Raw genomic sequence first — 23,246 nt, forward strand, 5'->3', positions numbered from 1 at the left:
ACTGCATGCAGTAGGCCTAAAGGACTATATTCTCAAGCAGGAGAAGCATCATGTTTTACTGGATATTATTAGGTCTGGCCATCGCGGCTGAAATTACTGGTACGCTGTCAATGAAATGGGCAAGCGTTGGCCATGGTAATTCAGGCTTTATTTTAATGCTGGTAATGATCGCCTTATCATATATTTTTCTTAGTTTCGCTGTTAAAAAAATTGCCCTTGGTGTGGCCTATGCCTTGTGGGAAGGTATCGGTATTTTATTTATTACGCTGTTTAGTGTGTTGTTATTTGACGAAACCTTGTCCACGATGAAAGTGGCTGGACTGGTCTCGCTGGTATTAGGCATTGTGCTGATCAAGTCTGGTACTCGAAAACCTGCCAAAACGAGCAAAGAGGTGACCCATGCAGCAGTTTGAGTGGGTTCATGGTGCCTGGCTTGGCATGGCCATCGTGCTGGAAATAGTCGCTAACGTCTTTTTGAAATTTTCTGATGGATTTCGCCGCAAGGTTTATGGCGTGCTGTCGCTGGCTGCCGTGTTAGCGGCCTTTAGCGCGCTGTCGCAGGCGGTAAAAGGTATTGACCTTTCTGTTGCCTACGCTTTGTGGGGCGGGTTTGGGATTGCCGCGACGTTAGCGGCTGGTTGGGTGTTGTTTGGTCAGCGCCTGAATAATAAAGGCTGGATCGGCGTGGCGCTGCTGCTGGCCGGAATGGTGATGATTAAACTTGCCTGATATCCGTGCTGCCCGTTAATGCGGGCAGCATATGTTACTCCTGCGCCAACTCTTCCAGCTTATCGCGAAAACCGGTCACGGATATGGCGCGATTATCGGCTCGCCAGCGATCTTTCGCCGCCGGAGCGGAGCTTTGTACGCCAATCAACTGCCAGCTTGAATCTGTCTTCAGCATCAACGGTGAACCGCTGTCGCCCGGGAGCGTGTCGCACTGGTGCGACAAGACGGTATTCTGCGCCCAGCCGGTCACCACGCAATCCTGATGGGTGTACAAATCGTCCAGATGATCTTCCGGATAGCCCGACTGTGTGACTTTGCGATCGGCGGTTTTCAACGCCGCGGTTAACGCCGCTTTATCACCTTCAAATAATGGTAGGGGCGTGATTCCGGAAGGCGGGTAACGCAGCACCACCAGACCAAAATCCCACGGGGCTGCTGATGGCGGCACAATCCAGCCATCGCCATCGGCTTTCAAACGCTTACCGAGTGAGGGATCAACCCGTCCTTCGATTCCATGGATTTCATAGCGCCAGACACCCTTTTTCGACACAAAGCGTAACGCGACGGCTTTATCCGGTTTGCCTTTCGGTGGAGCGAGCAAGCAGTGTCCGGCAGTCAGGGCCAGATGCGGTGAAATGAGCGTGGCGGTACACAGATTACCACTGGCGGTTTCCAGTTGTCCGATAGCGTCCCACGGTGATTGCGTTGGGTCCGTTACTTTCGTGCGATCGTCATGACCAAAAAACAGCGTTTTTATGCTTTCTGCTTCAGCGGTGGTCGTTGCTGGCTGATCCGCATGCGCAACAACAGGAAAAAAACAAATTGAGCCCAGTAATACAGCAATGGTTTTATGCATATCACACTCTGGTGGGGAATTATGATTATAAACAGCAAACCCTCAGTTAATACTATAGACGGGACGGCGAGAAAGTGGGAGTAAAATCAGATAACTACACTCAGGAAAGATAAAAATGCATGGCAATAAGGGCGCAAATTATCAGAGTAATAAGAATGAACTCAAAGCGGTAATGTGACACCATTTTACCCTCCGAAAGGCGGCGCTACATCAGGTCGATCTAGCGCCGTATGCTATGGCGTGGGGGACGCCATAGTAACTACAAATGCGTTATGCTGCAGGTTGAGCTGCTGGTTTAGCGGTGTCGTGTTTTACGGCTTTTTTGGTGTGTTTTTTAGCGGCCTGAGCTTTCTGCTCTGGTGCTTTTTGTTCTGCTGCTGGCTTGGTTGCTGCTTTTTTGGTGTGTTTTTTAGCAGCCTGAGCTTTCTGCTCTGGCGCTTTTTGTTCTACAGCCGGTTTAGTGGTGGATTTTTTAGCGTGTTTCTTGGCAGCCTGCGCTTTCTGCGGCGCTGCTTTGTGCTGTTTTTTATGATGCGTGGTTTTTGCCGGCGCTGCTTTGGTGGTTGCAGCAGCAGTCGGAGCGGTAGTAGCAGTTGTCTCAGCAGCAAACGCAGCAGAAGACAGACCCATAGCAGCGGCAACAACCAGAGCTAATACTTTTTTCATTCTCATACCCTCGATTTGGTTTTTCATTCAACCCCACTGCGGGGCCGTTGAAATAACTATATCGCTGTAAACACAGGGCTTCCGTGAGTCATTGGTTTCGGCGTGTAACGATATGTACAATGACTCACGGTATGAGATTACAAATAGCGGGCTTCCAGATGAGAACGGAAATAACGGCTGCTGAGCGGCTCCCCGGTCGCCTGGGTAATAAGCTGTTCAGTAGTAAAGCGGCTGCCATGCTGCCAGATGTTCTGACGTAACCAGTCAAACAGGGCACCAAACTCACCTTGGGCAATAGACTGATTCAAATCAGGCAATGCGCGGTTAGCGGCACTGAACAACTGCGCTGCATACATGGCGCCTAAGGTATAGGAAGGGAAGTAGCCAAAGCCGCCGTCAGTCCAGTGAATATCCTGCATACAACCGTTACGGTAGTTTCCGATCGTTGACAGCCCCAGCCAGGCCTGCATTTTCTCGTTCCACAATGCCGGGATATCATCCACTTCAATATCGCCATTAATAAGCGCACGTTCGATTTCATAACGCAGGATCACGTGAGCGGGATAGCTTACCTCGTCGGCATCAACACGGATAAACCCGGGTTTGACCTGCTGGTTCCAGGCGATGAAATTGCTTTCTTCAAACGCTGCCTGATCGCCAAAGTGGCGCGTTACAGCCGGAATCAACCGCATCAGAAAGGCTTTACTGCGTCCCAGTTGCATCTCAAAGAACAGACTCTGGGACTCATGAATGGCGGTTGAGCGTGCCAGAGCAATAGGTTGCCCAGACCAGCTGCGTGGCAGGTTTTGCTCATAGCGCGCATGACCGGTTTCATGGATCACGCCAAACAGTGCGCTGAGTAATTCGTTTTCATCATAGCGGGTGGTAATGCGAACATCTTCTGGTACGCCGCCACAGAAAGGATGTGCACTGATATCCAGCCGACCAGCGGTAAAGTCGAAACCTAGCTGTGCCATTGTTTCAAGACCCAGCTCTCGCTGTACAGCTGATGGGAAGGGACCTACTGGGGCGATGAGCGATTGTTGAGACTGCTTTGCCACCACCTTGTTTAGCAGATCGGGCAGCCAGCTTTTAACGTCTGCGAAAAGGACATCCAACTGAGCGCTGGTCATTCCTGGTTCAAAGATGTCCAGTAGCGCGTCATACGGCGAACAACCTTTAGCTTCTGCGCGCAGTCGGGCTTCTTCGCGGCTGTACTTCACAACTTCTTTCAGGTTATCGGAAAATCCTTCCCAGTCATTAGCTGGTCGCTGGCTACGCCAGGCATGCTCACAGCGGCTTCCCGCAAGAGATTTTGCTTCTACCAACGATTCGGGCAACAAGGATGCCTGGTGATGCAATCGCGACATTTCGCGCAGGTTCGCCTGTTCTACATCGTTGAGATCTTCCTGTTGCGCTGCGGCGATCCACATTGCCACTTTCGGATCGGTTAACAGTTGGTGCTCAAGCACGCTCAGCTCGGCCAGCGCTTCGCCTCGGGCTTTACTGCCTCCTGGCGGCATCATGGTAAACATGTCCCAACTGGCGATTGCCGAGAGGTGGGAGAAGCGAGAGAGCCGCTGGAACGTGCGGGTGAGCTGATGGTAATTATCATTGTTACTCATTTTTTGTTCTCGTTCTGTTTAGGTGTGGTTAAGAAGTTTACCGTGATTCACTCACTTTTCATAAACACACCTTTGTACCCGGTTTTCCGTAACAGCTTTTTATAGCGAAAAGCCAGCAGAACCACAAAACAGATGGCGTAGATAATAGGGAGCGGTGATAGCACTTTTACCGACCACAGATAATGCAGCGGTAGCAAAATGGCGGCCAGGTAGACGTAGTTGTGCAATGTTTGCCAGCGTTTGCCCATTTTACGCTGAGCGGCTTGTGTCGAGGTCAACGTCAACAGGAATAAGATAATCCAACCGGCCGTACCCAGCATTAGCCATGGGCGTGAAACCAGTTCACGACCCAACAATCCCAGGTTTTGTATACCCAGTTCCAGCAGAGCATAGCTGGTTATATGCAGTGTGGCCCATGCAAAGCACCATAAACCTAACAACCGCCGGGTACGAAACAACAAAGGCTGCTTTGCATAGCGCGCAAGCGGCGATACCAGCAGGGTAGCCAGCAAAAACTTCAGCGCGGTAATGCCCGTAAAGTGCTGGATATCTTTTCCCGGGTCGGCGCCTAACCCGCCATGCTGCGCGGCCCAGAAGAGCCATAGCAGGGGTAAAAAACCGGCGAGATGCAGCAGCACTTTCAGGCCGGTTATCTGTTTTGCAGTCAACCTCACTTAAAAATACTCCCGAAGATCCATGCCCTGATATAACGATGCCACCTCATCGGCATAACCATTAAAAGGTAACGTGGGCTGTCGCTGTACATCGAGAATGCCACCCGAACCGATAAAACGCTCAGTAGCCTGAGACCAGCGAGGGTGATCCACCTGAGGATTTACGTTGGCGTAAAATCCGTATTCATTCGGTGCTGACATATTCCAGGTCGTCGGTGGCTGTTCACGCGTCAGCTTGATACTGACTATCGATTTAATGCCCTTGAAGCCGTATTTCCAGGGTACGGTCAGGCGTATCGGCGCCCCGTTTTGCGGCGGCAATGCTTTGCCATATACGCCTACGGTGAGAAGTGTGAGCGGGTGCATAGCCTCATCCAAACGAAGACCTTCGACATAGGGATATTTCAACCCACCGCCAATAAAACGGTCTTTCTGACCCGGCATTTCATCAGGGGCGTAGCGTGTTTCAAAGGCAACATATTTGGCGTGACTGGTTGGCTCAACCAGCGCCAGTAATTTATGCAACGGAAAACCCACCCACGGCACAACCATTGACCAGGCCTCAACGCAACGCATCCGATAAATACGCTCTTCTAATGGAAAGCGTGTGGTCAGCGCATCATGATCTAAGGTTAAAGGTTTGTTGACCTCACCGCTGATGGTTAACGTCCAGGGATCGGTTTTCAGACTACCGGCCTTGGCGGCAGGATCGGCTTTATCCAGACCAAATTCATAGAAGTTGTTGTAGCCCGTCACCTTGTCTTCTGGCGTCAGAGACAGGCTGTTTTGCCAGCGTTCGGGCTTAGTAAATTCGAGCGCTTTGCCTGCGGGTGCGGGTGGACGATCGTTGCCTTTAAACCAATCCAACAAATTAGCCTGTGTTGGGTAAGGCAGCGTGGCCGCCGCCGCGCCTATCCCAAGTGCTTTGAGGATTTGTCGTCGTTGCATAAAAAAAACTGATTCGGCTGTAACATCAGCTTCCCGAAGTGGACGTTTTTTCTGCATAACTTTTCCTTTTTATTTTCATGTTAAGGAAAACAAAGCGACGTTTCCCTGTTTATGCCTGACGTGTCTATAACGACATACTGCGCGTATGCGTATCCCTGGATCCTCACGAAAAGTTAAAAATTTTGTGATAACTTCCGCCCCTTGCCTGAGGTAAGCTTTCAGCATGACGAGAGGGGGATGACACTGATGGCAGGCGCGAAAAAGATATTTTTGGTGGAAGATGACAGCGATATTGCCTCACTTTTGCAGCTTAGCCTGAAGGATGAGGGTTACGAGATTGTTCATGAGGCAGACGGAGCTCGTGCGCTTGAACAACTGGAGAAACACGTCTGGGATGCCGTTATCCTCGATCTGATGCTGCCGGGTGTCGACGGGCTGGAGATTTGTCGTCGCATTCGCCAAATGAGTTTTTATTTGCCCGTCATTATCATCAGCGCCCGCACCAGCGAAACGCACCGTGTATTGGGGCTGGAGATGGGTGCCGATGATTATCTGGCCAAACCTTTCTCGGTGCTGGAGTTGATGGCCCGGGTAAAGGCATTGTTTCGTCGTCAGGAAGCGATGAGTCAGAACCTACGTTTGGAGGCGGGGATTATCACCGTTCATGGCGTAGAGATTGACCCATTAGCACGGGAAGTCCGGCTGCATGGTAAATCCCTCGATTTAACGCCGCGCGAATTCGATCTGCTCTATTTTTTCGCCCGTCATCCAGGCGAGGTCTTTTCGCGTCAGGCGCTGTTAGATCAGGTGTGGGGCTACCAGCATGAAGGGTATGAGCATACGGTGAACAGTCATATTAATCGCCTGCGGACCAAAATTGAAAAGGATGCTGCCGAGCCGGAAATTATTCTCACGGTTTGGGGACGAGGCTATAAGCTTGCTGCGGTTAACGCGGAGCATCAGCCATGATTTATCGCCTGTCGCTGAGCCAGCGTCTGACCCTCGTCTTTACCGCCATTATGCTGATTTGTGCGGTTACCGTCAGTGTTGTCCAGATCCGCAGCAGTAAACAGTATGGCGACGCCATGGTGCAAAGGCTCTCGCTGGAGTTGGCGAGCAAGATTGTCAAAAGTGAGTCGCTTATTGATGCCAGCGGGCAGATTAATCGCCAGACCTTAAAAGGATTGTTTAATCACCTGATGACGCTCAACCCCAGCGTGGAGCTGTATCTGATTTCACCGTCAGGTGAAATACTTGCTGATGCCGCACCGCCGGGGCATATCCAGCGGCAGAAAATTAGCGTACAGCCGATACAGGATTTCCTTAACTCAGATGCGTTGCCTGTCTATGGCAACGATCCGCGTAGCAGCCAGCAAAAGGTATTCAGCGCCGCGCCAGTTTTATATAACGGTGAGCTACATGGCTATTTGTACATTATTCTGCAGGGCGAAGATCTGAATATGCTGGCGAATACCGCCTGGCAAAAAACACTCTGGAATACCGTGGCCTGGACGTTAATACTGGTTTTATTAGCCGGTGGAATTGCAGGTTTTCTGGTGTGGCGATGGGTGACGAATCCAGTGAAAAGGCTAACCGGTCAGGTGGTAAAACTGGAGAAGGACAGCATTACCGTCATCAAACAATTGGCACAAAAAAATCCCGAACCGGTACCGGAGAATGAAATAGCGCTGCTGAACAATGCGTTTATCGAGTTAGCGCAGAAAATTGCCCAGCAGTGGGATTTATTAGCAGACAGCGATCGTCAGCGCAGAGAGTTTATTGCCAATATTTCGCACGATTTACGCACGCCGTTGACTTCACTGTTGGGATATCTGGAAATGCTGTCGCTGAAAGCCGATACGATGACGCCGGAGGAAAACCGGCATTATCTTAGCATCGCGCTGCGCCAGGGGCATAAAGTTCGTCATCTGTCACAACAGCTGTTTGAGCTGGCAAGGCTGGAGCATGGCGGTATAAAACCGCAGCGTGAACGTTTTGCTATTGGTGAATTGATCCAGGATGTGGCACAGAAATTTGATCTCCCTGTTGCCACGCGTCATTTGCAGTTGCACCTTGACGTAACGGGGCCGTTACCGCTGGTGAATGCCGATTTATCGATGATAGAAAGAGTCGTGACGAATTTGCTGGATAACGCTATCCGTCATACGCCTGACGGAGGCGAAGTGCGGCTAAAAGTCTGGCGTGATGAAGACCGTTTGTTAGCCGAAGTGCAGGACAGCGGGCCAGGGGTAGAAGAAGCTGTGCGAGAAGTATTGTTTCAGCGCCCGACCGCGTTAATTCCCCGTGAGCAGCGGGCCGAGCGCGGCGGCCTGGGCTTACTGATCGTGCGTAGAATGCTCGAACTGCATGGAGGAGATATACATCTGGTTAGCTCAACGGCAGGGGCCTGCTTCCGTTTCTCGTTGCCGCTGGCGGATTCTCCTCTGAGTAGTTGACGGTGAAGTTCCGGAGTAAAGAGGGTTTTGGTATTGTACTCATGGGCATTGCGTAAAAGTTGGTAGGTTGTCAGTGATAATGAGAATTTTTATCATGCATAGGTAATTCATCAACTTATCTTCGATGAGCGCAAGGAGATCGTATGTCACAGGATGCCGACAACCTGTATATCGCCAGGACTAAAGCAGTTGCTGGCTGCTTTTCAATGTTTTTACTGATGTTTGGCCTCACGTTTACCCCGTTGTTTTTCCCCGCGAGTCAGGACCTGCTTGCCAAAGGGTTACTTTTTCCGCTGCTGTTTGCGCTGGAATTTATAGTGCTGGTTCCGCTGTATTACTTCTTCTTTAGAAAAAGAGAGGGACTGGGCAAAGGCATTTTCAACGCCAGGTGGTTTGCCATTTTGTTCGCGGGGCTGCTGTTTATTCAGCTTATCCTGCCATTGATTTTGGGGCTCAGACAAACCGAAGCGTGGGTGACCAGCCAAATATCCTTAAGTAGTTATGCGTTGTGGTTATCTACGTTGACCCTGATATTTATCGCGCCAGTTTATGAAGAAATTGTTTTCAGAGGCTGTTTATTCAACGCGTTCCAGTACTGGTTCAATAATAAAACCTGGCTGTCGTCAGTGGTGGTATCGGTCATTTTTGCCATCATGCATACGCAGTATGTGGATCTACGCACGTTGCTGATGTTGTTTCTTGTGTCGCAGGTGTTGATCCTGGCCAGACTGAAAAGCAACGGTCTGTTGATGCCAATTTTGCTGCATATAGTGATGAACGGGACGGTTATTGCTCTGCAGATCGCGGCTCAGACGTTACAGCCAGGGTGATGAAGGTGATGCCCGGAACCCGGGCATCGTGGATTATACGTGCAGTCGATGGTGCAAACGCGCACCGACCAGCAACGCCAACACCAGCATCAGGGCGATAAATCCGCCCACGCCGTTCCAGCCATAGCTGTGCCAGAACACACCGCCCAGCGTACCGGCAATACTGGATCCCAGATAATAGCTGAACAGATACAGGGAAGAAGCCTGGCCTTTAGCGCGTTTTGCTCGTGGTCCAATCCAACTGCTTGCTACGGAGTGCGCGGCAAAGAACCCGGCTGAAAAGAGCAGCATCCCGGCGAAGATCAGCCATAGCGATGTGAACAGGGTCATCAAAAGTCCAACCAGCATCACGCCTGTTGAAAAGAGCATTACCGGGCCACGGCCATAACGAGTGGTCATAGAACCCGCCTTTGGCGAACTCCAGGTCCCGGTCAGATACGCCACAGATAACAAACCTACCACCGCCTGGCTGAGCTCCCACGGGGAGAGCATCAGGCGGTAGCCGATGTAATTAAACAGCGTGACAAACGATCCCATCAGTAAAAAACCTTCCGCAAACAGCAGCGGCAAACCTTTGTCGCGCCAGTGCAAACGGAAGTTGATAAACAACGTTTTCGGGCGCAGCGACGTAGGTCTGAAATGACGGGATTCCGGTAAGATTTTCCAGAACATCAGCGCAGAGGCAAGGGCAAAACAGCCGATCGCCGCCAGCGCGATACGCCAGTTAAAAAAGTCGGTAAACACGCCGCTGATCAAGCGACCACTCATTCCGCCAATTGAGTTACCGCTGATATACAGGCCCATTGAGAAGGCGACGAAACTAGGATGAATTTCTTCACTCAGATAGGTCATCCCTACCGCCGCGACGCCGCTCAGTGAAAGTCCTATCAGAGCACGCATGATTAAAATACCGTGCCAGCTGGTCATCATCGTTGAAAGCAGCGTACAACAAGAGGCGAGCAGCAGCGCGGTAACCATCACCGGCTTGCGGCCAATAGCATCTGAAAGTGGGCCGGTAAACAGTAACCCTATCGCCAGCATCGCCGTCGAGATGGAAAGCGAGATACTGCTGCTGGCGGGAGAGACCCCAAACTCGTGCGAGAGCACTGGTAGTATGGGTTGTACGCAATAGAGGAGGGCAAAAGTCGCCAGTCCGGCGGAAAACAGCGCCAGCGTGACGCGCATAAATGGGGATGTTCCGCGTTTGATAAATCCATCCGGCGGGGTAACTATCTGTTCATCAACATCGCTTGTTGGCGCGGTATCGACAGTTGTTGTACGGCTCACTTGAAATCCTTGCTCATTCAATTACGTCTACAGGACCAGCCTTAAGAGTATGAAAATCACAATATTCTGTCTAATATATTAATAATCTCAAATAATATTTTAAAAATATGAATATCGAACTGCGTCATTTACGTTACTTTGTGGCCGTTGCCGAAGAGTTGCATTTTGGTCGGGCGGCGGCGCGGTTAAACATTTCGCAACCGCCGCTAAGTCAGCAGATCCAGATCCTTGAACAGCAGGTTGGCGCCCGGTTACTTGCCCGTACTAACCGTAGCGTGGCGCTGACCTCTGCCGGAAAGCAGTTTCTGGCAGACAGTCGGCAGATCTTAGGGCTGGTTAATGAAGCCGCCGCCAGGGCTGAGCGTTTGCATCTGGGAGAAGCAGGGGAATTGCGTATCGGCTTTACGTCGTCCGCGCCGTTTATCAAAGCGGTTTCAGATACGTTATCTCTGTTTCGCCAAAGCTACCCGGCAGTGCATATGCAAACCCGTGAAATGAACACACGTGAGCAAATAGCCCCGCTCAATGAAGGAACGCTGGATTTGGGACTTCTGCGTAATACGCAGCTTCCGGAAACGCTGGAGCGTGAAATCATTCTGCATGAACCACTGATGGCAATGATCCCACGTGCGCATCCGTTGGCGCAAAAACCCGTGGTCACGTTGGCCGAACTGGCGAATGAGCCATTTGTCTTTTTTGACCCCCATGTGGGGACAGGGTTGTATGACGATATTCTGGGCCTGATGCGTCGCTATGGACTGAAACCGACGATTGCGCAGGAGGTTGGCGAGGCGATGACTATCATTGGGCTGGTGGCCGCAGGATTAGGGGTTTCTATACTTCCTGCTTCTTTTAAACGGGTGCAGCTGTATGAAATGTGTTGGATCCCGATAGCGGAAGAAGATGCTGTCTCGGAAATGTGGTTAGTGTGGCCAAAGCATCATGAGCAAAGTCACGCCGCGCAACGCTTTCGCGAGCAGCTTCTGGCGGCCGTTCAGAGCGGTTAATTTAGTTTAAAAATGGGCGAAAATGTGCAGTAAATCACAAGGCTAAGTAAAAAGTTGACGGAAGCCATTGAAGTGCTTCACCATAGCCCGCAGATTATTTCGGAGCGCGAAAATAAAGGGAGTAAGTGGTGGTTGCTGATAGTCAGCCTGGGCATATCGATCAAATTAAGCAGACCAATGCGGGTGCGGTTTATCGCCTGATTGATCAGCTGGGTCCGGTATCGCGTATTGATCTCTCCCGCCTGGCACAATTGGCGCCTGCCAGCATTACCAAAATTGTCCGCGAAATGCTCGAAGCGCATCTGGTGCAAGAGCTGGAAATTAAGGAAGCGGGTAGCCGTGGTCGTCCGGCCGTTGGGCTGGTTGTCGAAACGGAGGCCTGGCACTACTTATCCATTCGTATCAGTCGTGGCGAGATTTTTCTGGCGCTACGCGATCTGAGCAGCAAGCTGGTGGTTGAAGATTGTCTTGAAATGGCGCTGGTCAGCGAAACACCGTTGCTGGATCGCGTGATAACCCAGGTCGATCAGTTTTTCATCCGCCACCAGCAAAAGCTGGAGCGCTTAACCTCCATCGCCATCACCTTACCCGGTATTATCGATACTGAAAACGGTATCGTTCATCGCATGCCATTTTACGAAGATGTCAAAGAGATGCCGTTGGGCGAAGCGCTTGAGAACCATACCGGCGTGCCGGTGTATATTCAGCACGATATCAGCGCCTGGACGATGGCCGAGGCGCTTTTTGGCGCATCGCGCGGTGCGCGCGACGTCATTCAGGTGGTGATCGATCATAACGTGGGTGCAGGGGTGATCACTGACGGCCATTTGCTGCATGCAGGCAGCAGTAGCCTGGTGGAGATTGGCCATACGCAGGTCGATCCCTACGGTAAACGCTGCTATTGCGGCAACCATGGTTGTCTGGAAACAATCGCCAGCGTAGATAGCGTGCTCGAATTGGCGCAGGTGCGCCTGAAGCAGTCAATGAGTTCTTCTCTACATGGGCAACCGTTAACGGTAGACGCGCTGTGTCTGGCGGCCATGCAGGGTGATTTATTGGCGAAAGATATCATTAGCGGCGTTGGGACCCACGTCGGTCGAATTCTTGCCATCATGGTGAATTTGTTCAACCCGCAAAAGATATTGATTGGCTCTCCGCTCAGTAAAGCGGCAGATATCTTGTTCCCAACCATCGCTGACAGCATTCGTCAGCAGGCGCTTCCGGCTTACAGTCAGCATATAGTCGTAGAAAGTACCCAGTTTACCAATCAGGGGACGATGGCGGGGGCGGCGCTCGTGAAGGACGCGATGTATAACGGTTCTTTGTTGATTCGTCTATTACAGGGTTAACATTTTTTAACTGTTGTACGAAAAATTGCGCTATCTCAAGCTGATCCTGGTCGTCATACCTTAGACTTTCTCCACTGTTTTATTTTCCTGACTTATATTTTCAAAGCATAACGGTGGAGTTAGTGATGCTGAAGCGTTTCTTTATTACAGGTACAGACACTTCTGTTGGGAAGACCGTGGTTTCCCGCGCATTACTACAAGCGTTAGCGTCAGGGGGTAAAAGCGTAGCAGGTTACAAACCAGTAGCCAAAGGCAGCAAAGAGACGCCCGAAGGTCTGCGCAACAAAGATGCACTGGTGCTGCAAAGTGTGTCATCTATCGAGCTGCCCTATGAGGCAATTAACCCAATTGCGTTAAGCGAAGATGAAAGTAGCGTGGCGCATAGTGGTCCGGTCAATTACACCCTGTTATCCAACGGTCTCGCAAGCCTTAGCGAAAAAGTCGATCACGTCGTCGTGGAAGGCACCGGAGGCTGGCGGAGCTTGATGAACGATCTGCGTCCGTTATCGGAGTGGGTGGTGCAGGAACAACTGCCGGTGCTGATGGTAGTGGGTATCCAGGAAGGCTGTATTAATCATGCGATCCTCACCGCGCAGGCGATAGCCAGCGACGGACTGCCGTTGATTGGCTGGGTTGCGAATCGCATTAACCCGGGGCTGGCGCATTATGCGGAAATCATTGATGTGCTGGGTAAAAAATTACCTGCACCGCTGATCGGTGAACTGCCTTATCTGCCTCGTGCAGAGCAGCGTGAGTTGTCGCAGTACATCCGCCTGTCAATGCTCGGCAGCGTGCTGTCGGTAGATAGAGTCGTGGCGTAACGTACGCGAGAGCACCGACGCCAGGACACAGGCAATCAGTAATCCGGGGAGCAGGCGATACTCCCCGGTCATTTCACAAACCATCAATGTAGACATAATTGGCGCATGCGTGGTTGCTGCCAGCAGCGTGGCCATCCCCGTTAATCCCAGCAAAATGGCAATTTCATCCGAGCCCGGAAGCCATAATCCCCATACCTGACCCAGCAGCATGCCCACAGACAGACCGACAAACAGCGTTGGCGTAAACACGCCACCCGGCGCACCGGAGCCACTGCTGGCAAGCACCGCCAGTAATTTGCAGATAAAAATCCCGGTAACCACGGCCAGCAGCGGTGGTGAAAGTAAATATGACTGCACCACGCTGTAGCCATTACCCCAGACCGTAGGCGTGAGCAATGAAAGCAGGCCAACGATCAACCCGCCAAGCGCCAGTTGCCACGGTGGCGAGAGTTTTAAGCGCAAAAATACATTATGGCTGGCGGTCATCAACCACATGAAGAGCGGTCCGCAGATGCCAGCAGCCAGACCGGTGCTGACAATCATAACGTATTCCAGAGCATGTAATTCCCGCGACAGGTGCACGGTATACAGCAGTGCATTGCTGTCGCTAAGCAGATTGGTGGTGAGTAATGCGACTACGGCGGATACCACTACCGGTCCCAGTGAGGCGAGGATCAGCGTGCCAAACAATACTTCGGCAATAAATAAACTGCCCGCCAGCGGGGCATGATAGGCTCCAGCCATACCTGCAGCGGCGCCACAGGCAATCCATAACTTCCATTCTGTACGCGGGGTAAAGCGTTGAGCAAAGCAGGAGGCCGCCAGCGCCGCCAGTAAAATCATGGCACCTTCACGTCCGATGGCGCTCCCGCTGGCGACGACCAGTAACGAGGCCAGCGATTTCACCAGGCTTGCACTGACGTCAAATTGTCCGTCGGTTTGCAGGGCTTCCATATAATCAGTGGGAGCCTGCGGACGTAAACGGTTAAATTTTTGCCAACCCCACAGTAGTAATCCAGCCGCCAGACCGCCGAGTGCAGGTGTCAGCATACGCCTTAAAGGCGATAGGTTTGTCGCTGCGTTGACCAGACTTCCCGTGTTGTTGCTCAGAAACAACCATTCGAGAAGCAGCATGGCATGACGAAATCCTGCGACGGCCAGCGCAGCAAGGACGCCAATCAACGCGGCGATCAGCAGGCGGCGGAACATGGCACGCAGGTCAGGGTAAGCATGTAAATGATGCATGAGTGGCCAGACTGGAAAATTCAGACGCTCTATTTTGCGGCTATTAGGCAACAGAAGCAAAAGCTCAGCGTGCGCAACAGGATGCATCACAGGCAGGACAATTCCTGCCTGTGACGAAATTAACGGAACAAAGGCTTATCGGCTACCGGGATCAGTAACTGCGATTGCCACTGTGCCAGCGTCAGGCGCGCCAGCTCACCAAGCGCCTGGTAGAACGGGTGATCGGCTTTTTCGATAAAAACATTCAGAAAGCGTGATGACCATGGGAACAGATGCCAGGCCAGCAGTTGCTCGCACTCGGTGTGGCGTTCGTTCTCGGCAAGCCAGGCCGTCAGCAGCAGCAGCGAACCAAAGTGATCTTCTGGCTCATTTTGCTGCATGGCAAACTGGATGCCGTTGTCCCGCATCCACTGACGTAATGCCAGCGTGGAGTCGCCAAACAACACGTTTTCACGATCCAGCCAGACGGATCCCCATGGCGGAGAAGGGAGCGCATAAGGCCCAACAAACAGACGTTGCCAGGCCTGCGGGAGAGACTCATCGGCCTCAGCCTGAAACTGAGCGACTAACGGCGAAAGCGTTGTCTTTTCAAGCGGCCACTGCGCCTGCCAGCCATCGGTTCTTAACGCACTGACCAGTGCCGAAGCTTCCGCACCGTCTGGGGCATAGTAAAACAGCGCGCCAAGCACGCGCGCTGCGGTAGAAAAGTTGTCACGTTGTGAAAAATGGGTCATGCAAACAATCCTGAACAGTGCGGGTTGCCCCGCACCCGAAAGTTAACCTGCGACAGCCATTCCGACTGTCATATGTAAACCGTAAAACAAACCGCGGCCAATGATTTCACCGACAAGCACCAGAATTAACCCGAGCGCCAACCCGCCAACGGACGGTCCTTTGCGACGGATCAACGGACATATCCAGCAACCCAGACCCGCGGCCAGCAGCAGCACACGCCAGACCTGTAAACTGCCGTAGTCGGGAACCAGCGCGCTGGCGGATTGTACCGAACTGTGGATCTCGCCGAGCGACAGTCCCTGCAGCACAATAACGGCCACCGTAACCAGCAGAGCCAATACGCTGATACCGGCGTATCTGGCGGCGTTAAAAGAAACACCTGCAGCACGCAGCAGCAGAGCGGCAAATAGCGGTCCACTGAGCAGCATCGTCATGAAAAACGCCAGTGTAGTATAGCCGTTATACCAGGTTGGGACGGTGTCTATCTGGTAGACGTTGGTCATCGCAAAGACAAATACCAGGCCCAGCAACATGCTCAACAGCATCCAGATTTTACCTAACGCTGCGGGCATTTTACCGAGAAACGCCACCAGCCACCACAGGCCACCGACGGCGAAAAACAGCGAACCGCTGGCGATTTCGTTACTTAGCGCCGATGCGCCAATTCTGTTCAGCGAGTTAAACGCGCGCAGCGGCGAACCTAAATGCATAACCGAGGCGAGAAAGGCGATGCCCATTACCAGCCAGAGAAAAAACATACTGCGAACGATACGTTGTTTTACCAGCTCGTCTTTAGCGGTCAGCCAGCCGTAACCACTGACGATCAGCGCCCCGGCTACGCACTGGCCCAGCACCGTGAACAGTACCAGCGGCCATTCATGCCATCCATTTCCCATTTTACACCTCCTTTGGATTAGCCAGAAAACCCGTGGTATCCCCGGTCGGGCGGCAATTGGCGTTTGGTTTGATCACAATATTTGGTTTGGTGAAGTGCGCACCCGGCAGCGGGGCGACGGCAGCCAGTTCACCATGTTTTTTGCGCAGTTCGTCGATGGGGCCAAAATCCAGCGCACGCAGCGGACAGGACTGGACGCAGATGGGCTTTTTGCCGTCTGCAACACGATCATGGCAGCCATCACACTTGGTCATATGTCCTTTTGCAGCATTGTACTGTGGCGCACCGTACGGGCAGGCCATATGACAGTAGCGACAGCCAATGCACACGTCTTCATCGACCACCACCAAACCATCCTCACGCTTATGCATCGCACCACTTGGACAAACCTTGGTGCAGGCCGGATCCTCGCAGTGGTTACAGGAGATGGAGAGATAGTAGGCAAAAACGTTCTGGTGCCAGACGCCGTTGTCTTCCTGCCAGTCACCACCTGCATATTCGTAAATCCGCCGGAAACTGACGTCAGGAGTGAGGTCTTTGTAGTCTTTGCAGGCCAGTTCGCAGGTTTTGCACCCGGTGCAACGACTGGAATCAATAAAAAATCCATACTGAGTTGTCATGGGTTAGTCCTTAAACCTTCTCGATCTCGACCAGATTAGTGTGCTGTGGGTTGCCTTTTGCCAGCGGTGAAGGGCGCTGTGTTGTCAGCGTATTGACGCAGGCGCCATGGTCAATTTTGTCGCCGGCCATATCGGCATCGTGCCATGCACCCTGGCCCATTGCGCTGACGCCAGGCAGGATCCGTGGCGTCACTTTGGCCGGAATACGAACTTCCCCGCGGTCGTTAAAGACCCGCACCATATCGCCATTTGCAATACCACGCTTTTGGGCATCGACGGGATTGATCCACACTTCCTGACGACAGGACGCCTGCAGAACATCGATATTGCCGTAGCTGGAGTGCGTACGGGATTTGTAATGGAAGCCAAACAACTGCAGCGGAAATGCGCTGCGTTTGGGATCGTCCCACCCTTCAAACGTGGAGGCGTAGACGGGAAGTGGGCTAATTACTTCATCCTTCTGCAACTCCCATGTGTTGGCAATTTTCGCCAGCCTGCTGGAGTAAATTTCAATCTTTCCAGACGGTGTTTTGAGCGGATTGGCCTGCGGATCGTCGCGGAATTTTTTATAAGCGACAAAATGCCCGTTAGGATCTTTGCGTTTATAGATCCCCATTTTTTTCAGCTCGTCATAAGAAGGGAGCGCGGGGTCCTTGGCCAGCATTTTTGCATACAGATACTGGAGCCACTGTTCCTGAGTACGGCCTTCCGTAAACCGTTGATAGATATCATTGCCAAGGCGTTTGGCGACTTCGCTCATTATCCAGTAGATCGGTTTGCGTTCGAACTTCGGTGACGTCGCGGGTTGAATAAAAATGAGGTATCCCATGTTGCCCGCATAGTCGTTAGGAATGATGTCTTCCTGTTCGACGGTCATTAGGTCCGGCAGCAGAATATCGGCATATTTCGCCGAGGATGTCATGAAGTTTTCGATGACCACTATCATTTCGCATTTCGTATCATCCTGAAGGATCTCATGCGTTTTATTGATATCTGAGTGCTGATTAGTAATGGTGTTACCCGCGTAGTTCCAGATAAATTTAATCGGTACATCGAGCTTATCTTTCCCGCGCACGCCATCGCGGGTTGCGGTCATTTCCGGACCCCGGGCGATGGCGTCGGTCCAGCTAAAGCATGATATCTGGGTCTTGATGGGATTATCCGGCAGCGGCATGCGTTCAATCGTGATGGTGTAGGTTGATTCTCGTGCACCGCTATTGCCGCCGTTGATGCCAACGTTGCCGGTCAGGATTGGCAGCATTGCGATCGCGCGCGAAGTCAGTTCGCCGTTAGCCTGACGTTGTGGACCCCAACCCTGACAAATATACGCCGGTTTTGTACTACCGATTTCTCGTGCCAGTTTGATGATGCGCTCGGCCGGGATCCCTGTGACATGCGAGGCCCATTGGGGCGTTTTAGCGACACCGTCATCGCCATTGCCAAGTATATAGGCCTTGTAATGTCCGTTAGCGGGGGCGTCAGCGGGTAGGGTTTTCTCGTCATAACCGACGCAATATGTGTCAAGGAATGCCTGGTCGACGAGATCTTCGTTAATCAGGACCCAGGCGATTCCCGCCACCAGTGCGGCATCGGTTCCCGGACGGATAGGGATCCACTCATCTTCACGACCCGCAGCGGTATCGGTATAACGCGGGTCGATGACGATCATGCGGGCGTTAGAACGCTCGCGGGCCTGCTCAAGGAAGTATGTTATGCCACCGCCGCTCATGCGCGTTTCGGCAGGGTTATTGCCGAACATCACCACCAGCTTCGTGTTTTCAATGTCGGAGGTACTGTTGCCGTCATTTGAGCCGTAGGTGTAAGGCATTGCCGCCGCGATTTGTGCGGTACTGTATGTGCCGTAATGGCTCAGAAATCCGCCATAGCAGTTCATCAATCGAGCGACCAGCGAGGCATAAGGGGAGGAGCGAGTAATATTGCCGCCGACAATGCCAGAGGTGTAGTTGATGTACACGGCCTCATTACCGTATTTTTGTACGGTATTTTTTAAACTGGTGCTGATGGTATCCAGCGCTTCCTGCCAGGTTATGCGTTCGAATTTACCCTCACCGCGTTTGCCCACGCGCTTCATAGGATAATTGAGACGATCCGGATGATTGATCCGTCGACGGATTGAGCGTCCACGTAAACAGGCACGCACCTGGTGCTGACCATAAATATCGTCTCCGGTCGTATCAGACTCCACCCATACGACCTCGTCATCTTTGACGTGGAGTTGCAGGGCACAACGACTGCCGCAGTTCACGGAACAAGCGCCCCAAACCACTTTCTCTTCAGCCGGTTGTATCGCCTGTTGTACCGCAGCAGCTGTGGTGCGCATCCCAAAAGGTAACGATAACCCGCCAGCGGCAAGCGCCAACGAACCTATAGCCGAGGATTTCACTAACATCCTGCGGCTAATGCCTCCATATTGCTCAGTATCAGACATAACTCACTCCATTATAGTTATCGCTATATATTAATCTCTACAGCGAAATTAATAGCATGCTAATAATAGAGTGAGTTTACCCATTTATGAGTATGGCATCTTAATGCATATCAAACTGGAGTAACCCTCCGCGTACGGAGGGTATGATTTATTGCGGTTCGGCGACGTGCCCGTCCTGTGCAGGCGAGCTGTTGGCAGGGGCGTTTCCACTGTTAGTCCGGGTGTAGAGAATTTTGTGCGTATCGTTTGCACAATGTCCTACCACCAGCGAATCAGGTTGATCGGCCTGATCGTTGGGGACAATGTTCAGCGTAAAGCTGGACTCTGCGACGCCATTATTGATGATGCGCTGCTCGATATCGCTTTTCACGCGTTCACATGACGCAGGTGCGGCCAGAACCTGTGGGGATGCAACTGCCAGTAAGATCGCGGCAATTCCTGTTACGTATTTCATCATCAGCTCCTTTATGATCGACATAGACTAAGATTAGCATTTCTGGTGTAAATAACTGTATTTGCTAATATGATTGAGAATTATCTTCTTATCCCGGTGAAAAATGTGAAGAAACAGACCCTGTTAGGTTTCCTGTGTGTCGTGCTGGTCGGGTGTGATAACGCCAAAGGGCTGGTTTCCTTTACGCCGGAAATGGCCAGTTTTTCCAATGAGTTTGATTTCGATCCGCTGCGCGGGCCGGTGAAAGATTTCAGTCAGACGCTGCTCAACGACAAAGGTGAGGTCACCAAGCGCGTCGCTGGTACCCTGTCACAGGAAGGGTGTTTCGATACACTTGAACTGCACGATATCGAAAACAATACCGGTATGGCGCTGGTCCTGGATGCTAACTACTATCGGGATGCCGAAACGCTGGAAAAACGGATCCGTTTACAGGGCAAATGCCAACTGGCGGAACTGCCTGCTGCAGGTGTGGTGTGGGATACCGACGATAACGGTTTTGTCGTTTCCGCCACGGGGAAAGAGATGAAGGTGCAGTATCGATATGATGCCGAAGGCTACCCGCTGGGCAAAACAACCGTCAGTAAGGACAGTACTTTGCAGGTTGATGCTAAACCGTCGGTTGACCCATTGAAGAAGTTAGATTACACCGCGGTGAGTCTGCTCAACAATCATCCGTTAGGCAATGTCAAACAAACGTGCAAATACGATGAATACGCAAATCCGATCAACTGCCAGCTTGTTATCGTTGATGAGAGCGTGAAGCCGGCAGTTGAACATCATTACAAGATTGAAAACACGATCGATTACTACTAATCGCTTTACTGAGCGGTAGGTTGCAGCAGGTTAGGGCCTGCCGTTTTGTGTTCTGCCAGATACTGCTGCTGGAAGATGCACATGCGGATAGTGTTGCGGTATTGGCCGTTGATAAAGAACTCATGGATCAGCTCGCCTTCCACCATAAAACCGAGTTTACGGTAAATGTGGATAGCCTTTTCATTCTCTTTATCGACGATCAGATACAGCTTATAGAGGTTGAGCACGGTAAAGCCATAGTCCATTGCCAGCTTTGCTGCCCGTGAGGCCAGACCCTTCCCCTGATATTCCGGCGAAATAATAATCTGGAATTCGGCCCGGCGGTGTACATGGTTAATTTCAACCAATTCCACCAGCCCGGCTTTTTCACCGTCGCACTCCACCACGAAGCGGCGTTCGCTTTGGTCGTGGATGTGTTTGTCATACAGGTCTGACAGCTCAACAAACGCTTCGTAAGGCTCTTCGAACCAGTAGCGCATTACGCTGGCATTATTATCAAGCTGATGGACGAATCGTAAATCTTCACGCTCCAGCGGGCGCAACTTAACACTGAGGGCGCTAGTCATATCGTATCCTTTCAATATCCTTCAAAGTGCAATGATTATGGGGCAACGGTGCGGCCAGTTCGGCGGTCGAGGCAGCGCAGGGTGTTAGGTTCCCAGTACGCATTAATATTAGCGCTTTGCTCGCACTTATCACGGCTATCAAAGGCCGTATCGGCTTTGTCCCACTCTTTCTCTGCACGTTTATTGACTTTCTGGCGAAGCTGACGCGTATCGTTCCATTGTTCCTTTTCCATTGCGGCTTGTTGACGACTTTGCGCACTGTCTCCGGATTCAATGACCAGTTTACTGGTTTCAGCAAATGCGGAAGAGGTGTACACAGCCGCAGCCAGCGTCAGCATAGCCGTCAGGCACAGGCGTTTGGTCAGTGTAATTTTCATGGTGAATTCCTTTTATGGGAAAGGGTAAAAACGATAAAACAGGGTTAAATTCTACACTATTCCAGTTTGCGGGCATACCCACCCGGTGGATATGGATACGCTAACGAGATTCTGTCGTATCATGGTTAAACCGAAGGTAACTGAAAAACATCAATGCTTAAGACCACATTTCTTTTTTTCATCACCGCGTTATGCGAAATCATTGGCTGCTTTTTACCCTGGCTTTGGCTTAAGCGAGGAGTTACAGCCTGGTTGCTGATACCCGCCGGGGTGTCATTGGCTTTATTCGTCTGGTTGCTGACACTGCATCCGGCAGCCAGCGGGCGTGTATACGCAGCCTATGGCGGTGTTTACGTGGTGACCGCGCTGCTATGGCTACGTATTGTCGATGGTGTAAAACTCAGTTTATATGACTGGTCTGGCGCGCTGGTGGCGTTGTGCGGCATGCTGATCATTGTCGCTGGATGGGGGCGCGCATAGCGCCTTTTTTGTGATCAAACAGCGCTTTTTTGATCTTCATACTTGTATGGTAGTAGCTCAGTTGAGTAAATTTCCTGCATCACAAGAACAGATGTAGGGAATAAGAAATGAAGATTGTTGGGGCTGAAGTGTTTGTCACCTGTCCTGGGCGTAATTTTGTAACGTTGAAAATTACGACAGAAGATGGGATCACCGGGCTGGGAGATGCCACGTTAAATGGACGCGAGCTGTCCGTGGCGTCCTATCTGAAAGATCACGTGTGTCCGCAGCTTATTGGTCGCGATGCGCATCGTATTGAGGACATCTGGCAGTTTTTCTACAAAGGCGCGTACTGGCGTCGTGGTCCGGTCACCATGTCGGCGATTTCTGCGGTGGATATGGCTCTCTGGGATATCAAAGCGAAAGCGGCGAATATGCCGTTGTACCAGTTGCTCGGCGGTGCTTCTCGTGAAGGGGTTATGGTCTACTGCCACACCACAGGCCATACCGTTGATGACGTACTCGAAGATTATGCGCGTCATAAAGAAATGGGCTTTAAAGCGATTCGCGTACAGTGCGGCGTGCCGGGTATGAAAACCACTTACGGTATGTCTAAAGGCAAAGGACTGGCCTACGAACCCGCCACCAAAGGGCAATGGCCGGAAGAGCAGTTGTGGTCAACGGAGAAATACCTGGATTTCACACCAAAATTGTTTGCTGCCGTGCGTGACAAGTTTGGTTTCAACGAACATCTCCTGCACGATATGCACCACCGTCTGACGCCAATTGAAGCGGCCCGTTTTGGCAAAAGCATTGAACAGTACCGTTTGTTCTGGATGGAAGACCCAACGCCAGCTGAAAACCAGGAGTGCTTCCGCCTGATCCGCCAGCATACGGTCACGCCGATTGCGGTAGGGGAAGTGTTCAACAGTATCTGGGACTGTAAACAGCTTATTGAAGAACAACTGATCGACTATATCCGCACCACCATCACCCATGCGGGTGGTATCACCGGTATGCGCCGGATTGCTGATTTCGCGTCGCTGTATCAGGTTCGTACCGGTTCACATGGACCTTCCGATCTGTCGCCTGTGTGCATGGCCGCCGCGCTGCATTTTGATCTGTGGGTGCCGAACTTCGGCGTACAGGAATATATGGGCTATTCCGAGCAAATGCTGGAAGTGTTCCCACATAACTGGACCTTTGATAACGGCTATATGCACCCAGGAGACAAACCTGGTCTTGGGATCGAGTTTGACGAAAAACTGGCAGCGAAATATCCGTATGACCCTGCATATCTGCCCGTTGCTCGCCTGGAAGATGGCACGCTGTGGAACTGGTAAATATAAATTTTACGTACGAAAGATGTTGATTAACCCAAT

26 protein-coding genes are annotated in these 23,246 nt (G+C 51.7%); 11 read left to right on the forward strand and 15 right to left on the reverse strand.

The window, feature by feature from the left end; all coding sequences use genetic code 11:
- Nucleotides 1–47 precede the first annotated feature (47 nt).
- Both mdtJ and mdtI read left to right on the forward strand, forming a co-directional pair.
- Nucleotides 48–413 (forward strand): multidrug/spermidine efflux SMR transporter subunit MdtJ, encoded by a 366-nt coding sequence (mdtJ, locus tag OGY68_RS17510; protein WP_162623449.1) that lies wholly within the window; start codon nucleotides 48–50, stop codon nucleotides 411–413.
- The gene (gene mdtI / locus OGY68_RS17515) at nucleotides 400–729 is read left to right on the forward strand and encodes a multidrug/spermidine efflux SMR transporter subunit MdtI (RefSeq protein ID WP_008784713.1); all 330 of its coding nucleotides are present in this window, start codon (nucleotides 400–402) and stop codon (nucleotides 727–729) included. Before mdtJ ends, mdtI begins: the two co-directional genes overlap by 14 nt.
- Nucleotides 730–763: 34 nt before the next feature.
- Here the strand turns inward: mdtI and OGY68_RS17520 are convergent, their stop codons facing one another.
- The 6 genes from OGY68_RS17520 to msrP all read right to left on the reverse strand — a co-directional run bounded on the left by OGY68_RS17520 (nucleotide 764) and on the right by msrP (nucleotide 5,555).
- Complete coding sequence (locus tag OGY68_RS17520) at nucleotides 764–1,585, reverse strand: trypsin-like serine peptidase (RefSeq protein WP_057068944.1); 822 nt, start codon at nucleotides 1,583–1,585, stop codon at nucleotides 764–766.
- A gap of 100 nt (nucleotides 1,586–1,685) precedes the next feature.
- On the reverse strand, nucleotides 1,686–1,769 hold the full coding sequence (ydgU, locus tag OGY68_RS22970) for a small membrane protein YdgU (protein ID WP_049259791.1): 84 nt from the start codon (nucleotides 1,767–1,769) through the stop codon (nucleotides 1,686–1,688).
- Between the two features lie 86 nt (nucleotides 1,770–1,855).
- Nucleotides 1,856–2,251: an acid resistance repetitive basic protein Asr gene (gene asr, locus OGY68_RS17525; protein ID WP_048214236.1), complete on the reverse strand. Its 396-nt coding sequence runs from the start codon at nucleotides 2,249–2,251 to the stop codon at nucleotides 1,856–1,858.
- Nucleotides 2,252–2,388: 137 nt separating this feature from the next.
- Nucleotides 2,389–3,876 (reverse strand): carboxypeptidase M32, encoded by a 1,488-nt coding sequence (locus tag OGY68_RS17530; protein ID WP_057068946.1) that lies wholly within the window; start codon nucleotides 3,874–3,876, stop codon nucleotides 2,389–2,391.
- A 47-nt stretch (nucleotides 3,877–3,923) separates the two neighbouring features.
- Nucleotides 3,924–4,550 (reverse strand): protein-methionine-sulfoxide reductase heme-binding subunit MsrQ, encoded by a 627-nt coding sequence (gene msrQ, locus OGY68_RS17535; protein WP_057068948.1) that lies wholly within the window; start codon nucleotides 4,548–4,550, stop codon nucleotides 3,924–3,926.
- On the reverse strand, nucleotides 4,551–5,555 hold the full coding sequence (msrP, locus tag OGY68_RS17540; RefSeq protein WP_057068949.1) for a protein-methionine-sulfoxide reductase catalytic subunit MsrP: 1,005 nt from the start codon (nucleotides 5,553–5,555) through the stop codon (nucleotides 4,551–4,553).
- Nucleotides 5,556–5,744: 189 nt separating this feature from the next.
- Between msrP and OGY68_RS17545 the strand changes: the two genes are divergently transcribed.
- From OGY68_RS17545 to OGY68_RS17555, 3 genes are all read left to right on the forward strand, one after another.
- The gene (locus tag OGY68_RS17545; protein WP_057068963.1) at nucleotides 5,745–6,467 is read left to right on the forward strand and encodes a winged helix-turn-helix domain-containing protein; all 723 of its coding nucleotides are present in this window, start codon (nucleotides 5,745–5,747) and stop codon (nucleotides 6,465–6,467) included.
- Nucleotides 6,464–7,954 (forward strand): sensor histidine kinase, encoded by a 1,491-nt coding sequence (locus OGY68_RS17550; protein WP_057068952.1) that lies wholly within the window; start codon nucleotides 6,464–6,466, stop codon nucleotides 7,952–7,954. Before OGY68_RS17545 ends, OGY68_RS17550 begins: the two co-directional genes overlap by 4 nt.
- Nucleotides 7,955–8,097: 143 nt before the next feature.
- Nucleotides 8,098–8,784 carry a CPBP family intramembrane glutamic endopeptidase gene (locus OGY68_RS17555; protein ID WP_057068954.1) on the forward strand — a complete coding sequence of 229 codons (687 nt, stop codon included), beginning with the start codon at nucleotides 8,098–8,100 and terminating at the stop codon, nucleotides 8,782–8,784.
- A gap of 33 nt (nucleotides 8,785–8,817) precedes the next feature.
- On the opposite strand, the gene ynfM is transcribed toward OGY68_RS17555, so the two are convergent.
- Complete coding sequence (gene ynfM, locus OGY68_RS17560; RefSeq protein ID WP_003832886.1) at nucleotides 8,818–10,071, reverse strand: multidrug efflux MFS transporter YnfM/SxtP(Kp); 1,254 nt, start codon at nucleotides 10,069–10,071, stop codon at nucleotides 8,818–8,820.
- 107 nt (nucleotides 10,072–10,178) lie between these two features.
- On the opposite strand from ynfM, the gene ynfL reads away from it, so the two are divergent.
- The 3 genes from ynfL to bioD all read left to right on the forward strand — a co-directional run bounded on the left by ynfL (nucleotide 10,179) and on the right by bioD (nucleotide 13,248).
- Complete coding sequence (gene ynfL / locus OGY68_RS17565; protein ID WP_032943386.1) at nucleotides 10,179–11,078, forward strand: multidrug efflux transcriptional activator YnfL/SxtR(Kp); 900 nt, start codon at nucleotides 10,179–10,181, stop codon at nucleotides 11,076–11,078.
- Between the two features lie 128 nt (nucleotides 11,079–11,206).
- Entirely contained in the window at nucleotides 11,207–12,427 is a 1,221-nt protein-coding gene (gene mlc, locus OGY68_RS17570; RefSeq protein ID WP_003832888.1) for a sugar metabolism global transcriptional regulator Mlc, read from the forward strand.
- 125 nt (nucleotides 12,428–12,552) lie between these two features.
- Nucleotides 12,553–13,248, forward strand: a complete 696-nt coding sequence (gene bioD, locus OGY68_RS17575) for a dethiobiotin synthase (RefSeq protein ID WP_020996409.1) — start codon at nucleotides 12,553–12,555, stop codon at nucleotides 13,246–13,248.
- Here bioD and clcB read toward each other — a convergent pair.
- The 6 genes from clcB to OGY68_RS17605 form a co-directional block, all read right to left on the reverse strand.
- Nucleotides 13,204–14,493 (reverse strand): voltage-gated ClC-type chloride channel ClcB, encoded by a 1,290-nt coding sequence (gene clcB, locus OGY68_RS17580; RefSeq protein ID WP_057068714.1) that lies wholly within the window; start codon nucleotides 14,491–14,493, stop codon nucleotides 13,204–13,206. The genes bioD and clcB overlap by 45 nt on opposite strands.
- A gap of 119 nt (nucleotides 14,494–14,612) precedes the next feature.
- Nucleotides 14,613–15,227, reverse strand: a complete 615-nt coding sequence (dmsD, locus tag OGY68_RS17585) for a Tat proofreading chaperone DmsD (RefSeq protein WP_057068697.1) — start codon at nucleotides 15,225–15,227, stop codon at nucleotides 14,613–14,615.
- Between the two features lie 42 nt (nucleotides 15,228–15,269).
- Nucleotides 15,270–16,124, reverse strand: coding sequence for a dimethyl sulfoxide reductase anchor subunit family protein (locus OGY68_RS17590; RefSeq protein ID WP_057068699.1), 855 nt, complete (start codon nucleotides 16,122–16,124; stop codon nucleotides 15,270–15,272).
- A 1-nt stretch (nucleotide 16,125) separates the two neighbouring features.
- Nucleotides 16,126–16,743, reverse strand: coding sequence for a DMSO/selenate family reductase complex B subunit (locus OGY68_RS17595; protein ID WP_286579721.1), 618 nt, complete (start codon nucleotides 16,741–16,743; stop codon nucleotides 16,126–16,128).
- Nucleotides 16,744–16,753: 10 nt separating this feature from the next.
- Entirely contained in the window at nucleotides 16,754–19,192 is a 2,439-nt protein-coding gene (ynfE, locus tag OGY68_RS17600; RefSeq protein WP_057068704.1) for a selenate/tellurate reductase subunit YnfE, read from the reverse strand.
- A 148-nt stretch (nucleotides 19,193–19,340) separates the two neighbouring features.
- Entirely contained in the window at nucleotides 19,341–19,649 is a 309-nt protein-coding gene (locus OGY68_RS17605) for a DUF1161 domain-containing protein (RefSeq protein ID WP_008784729.1), read from the reverse strand.
- A gap of 102 nt (nucleotides 19,650–19,751) precedes the next feature.
- Here OGY68_RS17605 and OGY68_RS17610 point away from each other — a divergent pair, with 102 nt between their 5' ends.
- Complete coding sequence (locus OGY68_RS17610) at nucleotides 19,752–20,462, forward strand: YnfC family lipoprotein (RefSeq protein ID WP_081305663.1); 711 nt, start codon at nucleotides 19,752–19,754, stop codon at nucleotides 20,460–20,462.
- A gap of 5 nt (nucleotides 20,463–20,467) precedes the next feature.
- Here OGY68_RS17610 and speG read toward each other — a convergent pair whose 3' ends face one another.
- Both speG and OGY68_RS17620 read right to left on the reverse strand, forming a co-directional pair.
- Nucleotides 20,468–21,028: a spermidine N1-acetyltransferase gene (speG, locus tag OGY68_RS17615; protein WP_003832900.1), complete on the reverse strand. Its 561-nt coding sequence runs from the start codon at nucleotides 21,026–21,028 to the stop codon at nucleotides 20,468–20,470.
- Between the two features lie 35 nt (nucleotides 21,029–21,063).
- Nucleotides 21,064–21,405 carry a DUF1283 family protein gene (locus OGY68_RS17620; RefSeq protein ID WP_003032382.1) on the reverse strand — a complete coding sequence of 114 codons (342 nt, stop codon included), beginning with the start codon at nucleotides 21,403–21,405 and terminating at the stop codon, nucleotides 21,064–21,066.
- 153 nt (nucleotides 21,406–21,558) lie between these two features.
- Between OGY68_RS17620 and OGY68_RS17625 the strand changes: the two genes are divergently transcribed.
- Both OGY68_RS17625 and rspA read left to right on the forward strand, forming a co-directional pair.
- The gene (locus OGY68_RS17625; RefSeq protein ID WP_057068708.1) at nucleotides 21,559–21,885 is read left to right on the forward strand and encodes a YnfA family protein; all 327 of its coding nucleotides are present in this window, start codon (nucleotides 21,559–21,561) and stop codon (nucleotides 21,883–21,885) included.
- Between the two features lie 107 nt (nucleotides 21,886–21,992).
- The gene (rspA, locus tag OGY68_RS17630; protein WP_003832907.1) at nucleotides 21,993–23,207 is read left to right on the forward strand and encodes a starvation-sensing protein RspA; all 1,215 of its coding nucleotides are present in this window, start codon (nucleotides 21,993–21,995) and stop codon (nucleotides 23,205–23,207) included.
- Nucleotides 23,208–23,246 lie beyond the last annotated feature (39 nt).

Origin of the sequence: Citrobacter sp. Cpo065, assembly GCF_030332805.1 — a bacterium.
Taxonomy (GTDB): Bacteria; Pseudomonadota; Gammaproteobacteria; order Enterobacterales; family Enterobacteriaceae; genus Citrobacter; species Citrobacter portucalensis.

What these genes read in the sequence shown, in the direction of transcription:
- msrP (WP_057068949.1), bottom strand. Translation starts at nt 5,555, where the DNA reads ATGCAGAAAAAACGTCCACTTCGGGAAGCTGATGTTACAGCCGAATCA.
- OGY68_RS17520 (WP_057068944.1), bottom strand. Translation starts at nt 1,585, where the DNA reads ATGCATAAAACCATTGCTGTATTACTGGGCTCAATTTGTTTTTTTCCT.
- OGY68_RS17620 (WP_003032382.1), bottom strand. Translation starts at nt 21,405, where the DNA reads ATGAAAATTACACTGACCAAACGCCTGTGCCTGACGGCTATGCTGACG.
- rspA (WP_003832907.1), top strand. Translation starts at nt 21,993, where the DNA reads ATGAAGATTGTTGGGGCTGAAGTGTTTGTCACCTGTCCTGGGCGTAAT.
- ydgU (WP_049259791.1), bottom strand. Translation starts at nt 1,769, where the DNA reads ATGGTGTCACATTACCGCTTTGAGTTCATTCTTATTACTCTGATAATT.
- OGY68_RS17550 (WP_057068952.1), top strand. Translation starts at nt 6,464, where the DNA reads ATGATTTATCGCCTGTCGCTGAGCCAGCGTCTGACCCTCGTCTTTACC.
- OGY68_RS17625 (WP_057068708.1), top strand. Translation starts at nt 21,559, where the DNA reads ATGCTTAAGACCACATTTCTTTTTTTCATCACCGCGTTATGCGAAATC.
- OGY68_RS17590 (WP_057068699.1), bottom strand. Translation starts at nt 16,124, where the DNA reads ATGGGAAATGGATGGCATGAATGGCCGCTGGTACTGTTCACGGTGCTG.
- asr (WP_048214236.1), bottom strand. Translation starts at nt 2,251, where the DNA reads ATGAAAAAAGTATTAGCTCTGGTTGTTGCCGCTGCTATGGGTCTGTCT.
- OGY68_RS17545 (WP_057068963.1), top strand. Translation starts at nt 5,745, where the DNA reads ATGGCAGGCGCGAAAAAGATATTTTTGGTGGAAGATGACAGCGATATT.
- OGY68_RS17555 (WP_057068954.1), top strand. Translation starts at nt 8,098, where the DNA reads ATGTCACAGGATGCCGACAACCTGTATATCGCCAGGACTAAAGCAGTT.
- ynfE (WP_057068704.1), bottom strand. Translation starts at nt 19,192, where the DNA reads ATGTCTGATACTGAGCAATATGGAGGCATTAGCCGCAGGATGTTAGTG.
- bioD (WP_020996409.1), top strand. Translation starts at nt 12,553, where the DNA reads ATGCTGAAGCGTTTCTTTATTACAGGTACAGACACTTCTGTTGGGAAG.
- OGY68_RS17605 (WP_008784729.1), bottom strand. Translation starts at nt 19,649, where the DNA reads ATGATGAAATACGTAACAGGAATTGCCGCGATCTTACTGGCAGTTGCA.
- dmsD (WP_057068697.1), bottom strand. Translation starts at nt 15,227, where the DNA reads ATGACCCATTTTTCACAACGTGACAACTTTTCTACCGCAGCGCGCGTG.
- OGY68_RS17595 (WP_286579721.1), bottom strand. Translation starts at nt 16,743, where the DNA reads ATGACAACTCAGTATGGATTTTTTATTGATTCCAGTCGTTGCACCGGG.
- clcB (WP_057068714.1), bottom strand. Translation starts at nt 14,493, where the DNA reads ATGCATCATTTACATGCTTACCCTGACCTGCGTGCCATGTTCCGCCGC.
- OGY68_RS17530 (WP_057068946.1), bottom strand. Translation starts at nt 3,876, where the DNA reads ATGAGTAACAATGATAATTACCATCAGCTCACCCGCACGTTCCAGCGG.
- mdtI (WP_008784713.1), top strand. Translation starts at nt 400, where the DNA reads ATGCAGCAGTTTGAGTGGGTTCATGGTGCCTGGCTTGGCATGGCCATC.
- speG (WP_003832900.1), bottom strand. Translation starts at nt 21,028, where the DNA reads ATGACTAGCGCCCTCAGTGTTAAGTTGCGCCCGCTGGAGCGTGAAGAT.
- ynfL (WP_032943386.1), top strand. Translation starts at nt 10,179, where the DNA reads ATGAATATCGAACTGCGTCATTTACGTTACTTTGTGGCCGTTGCCGAA.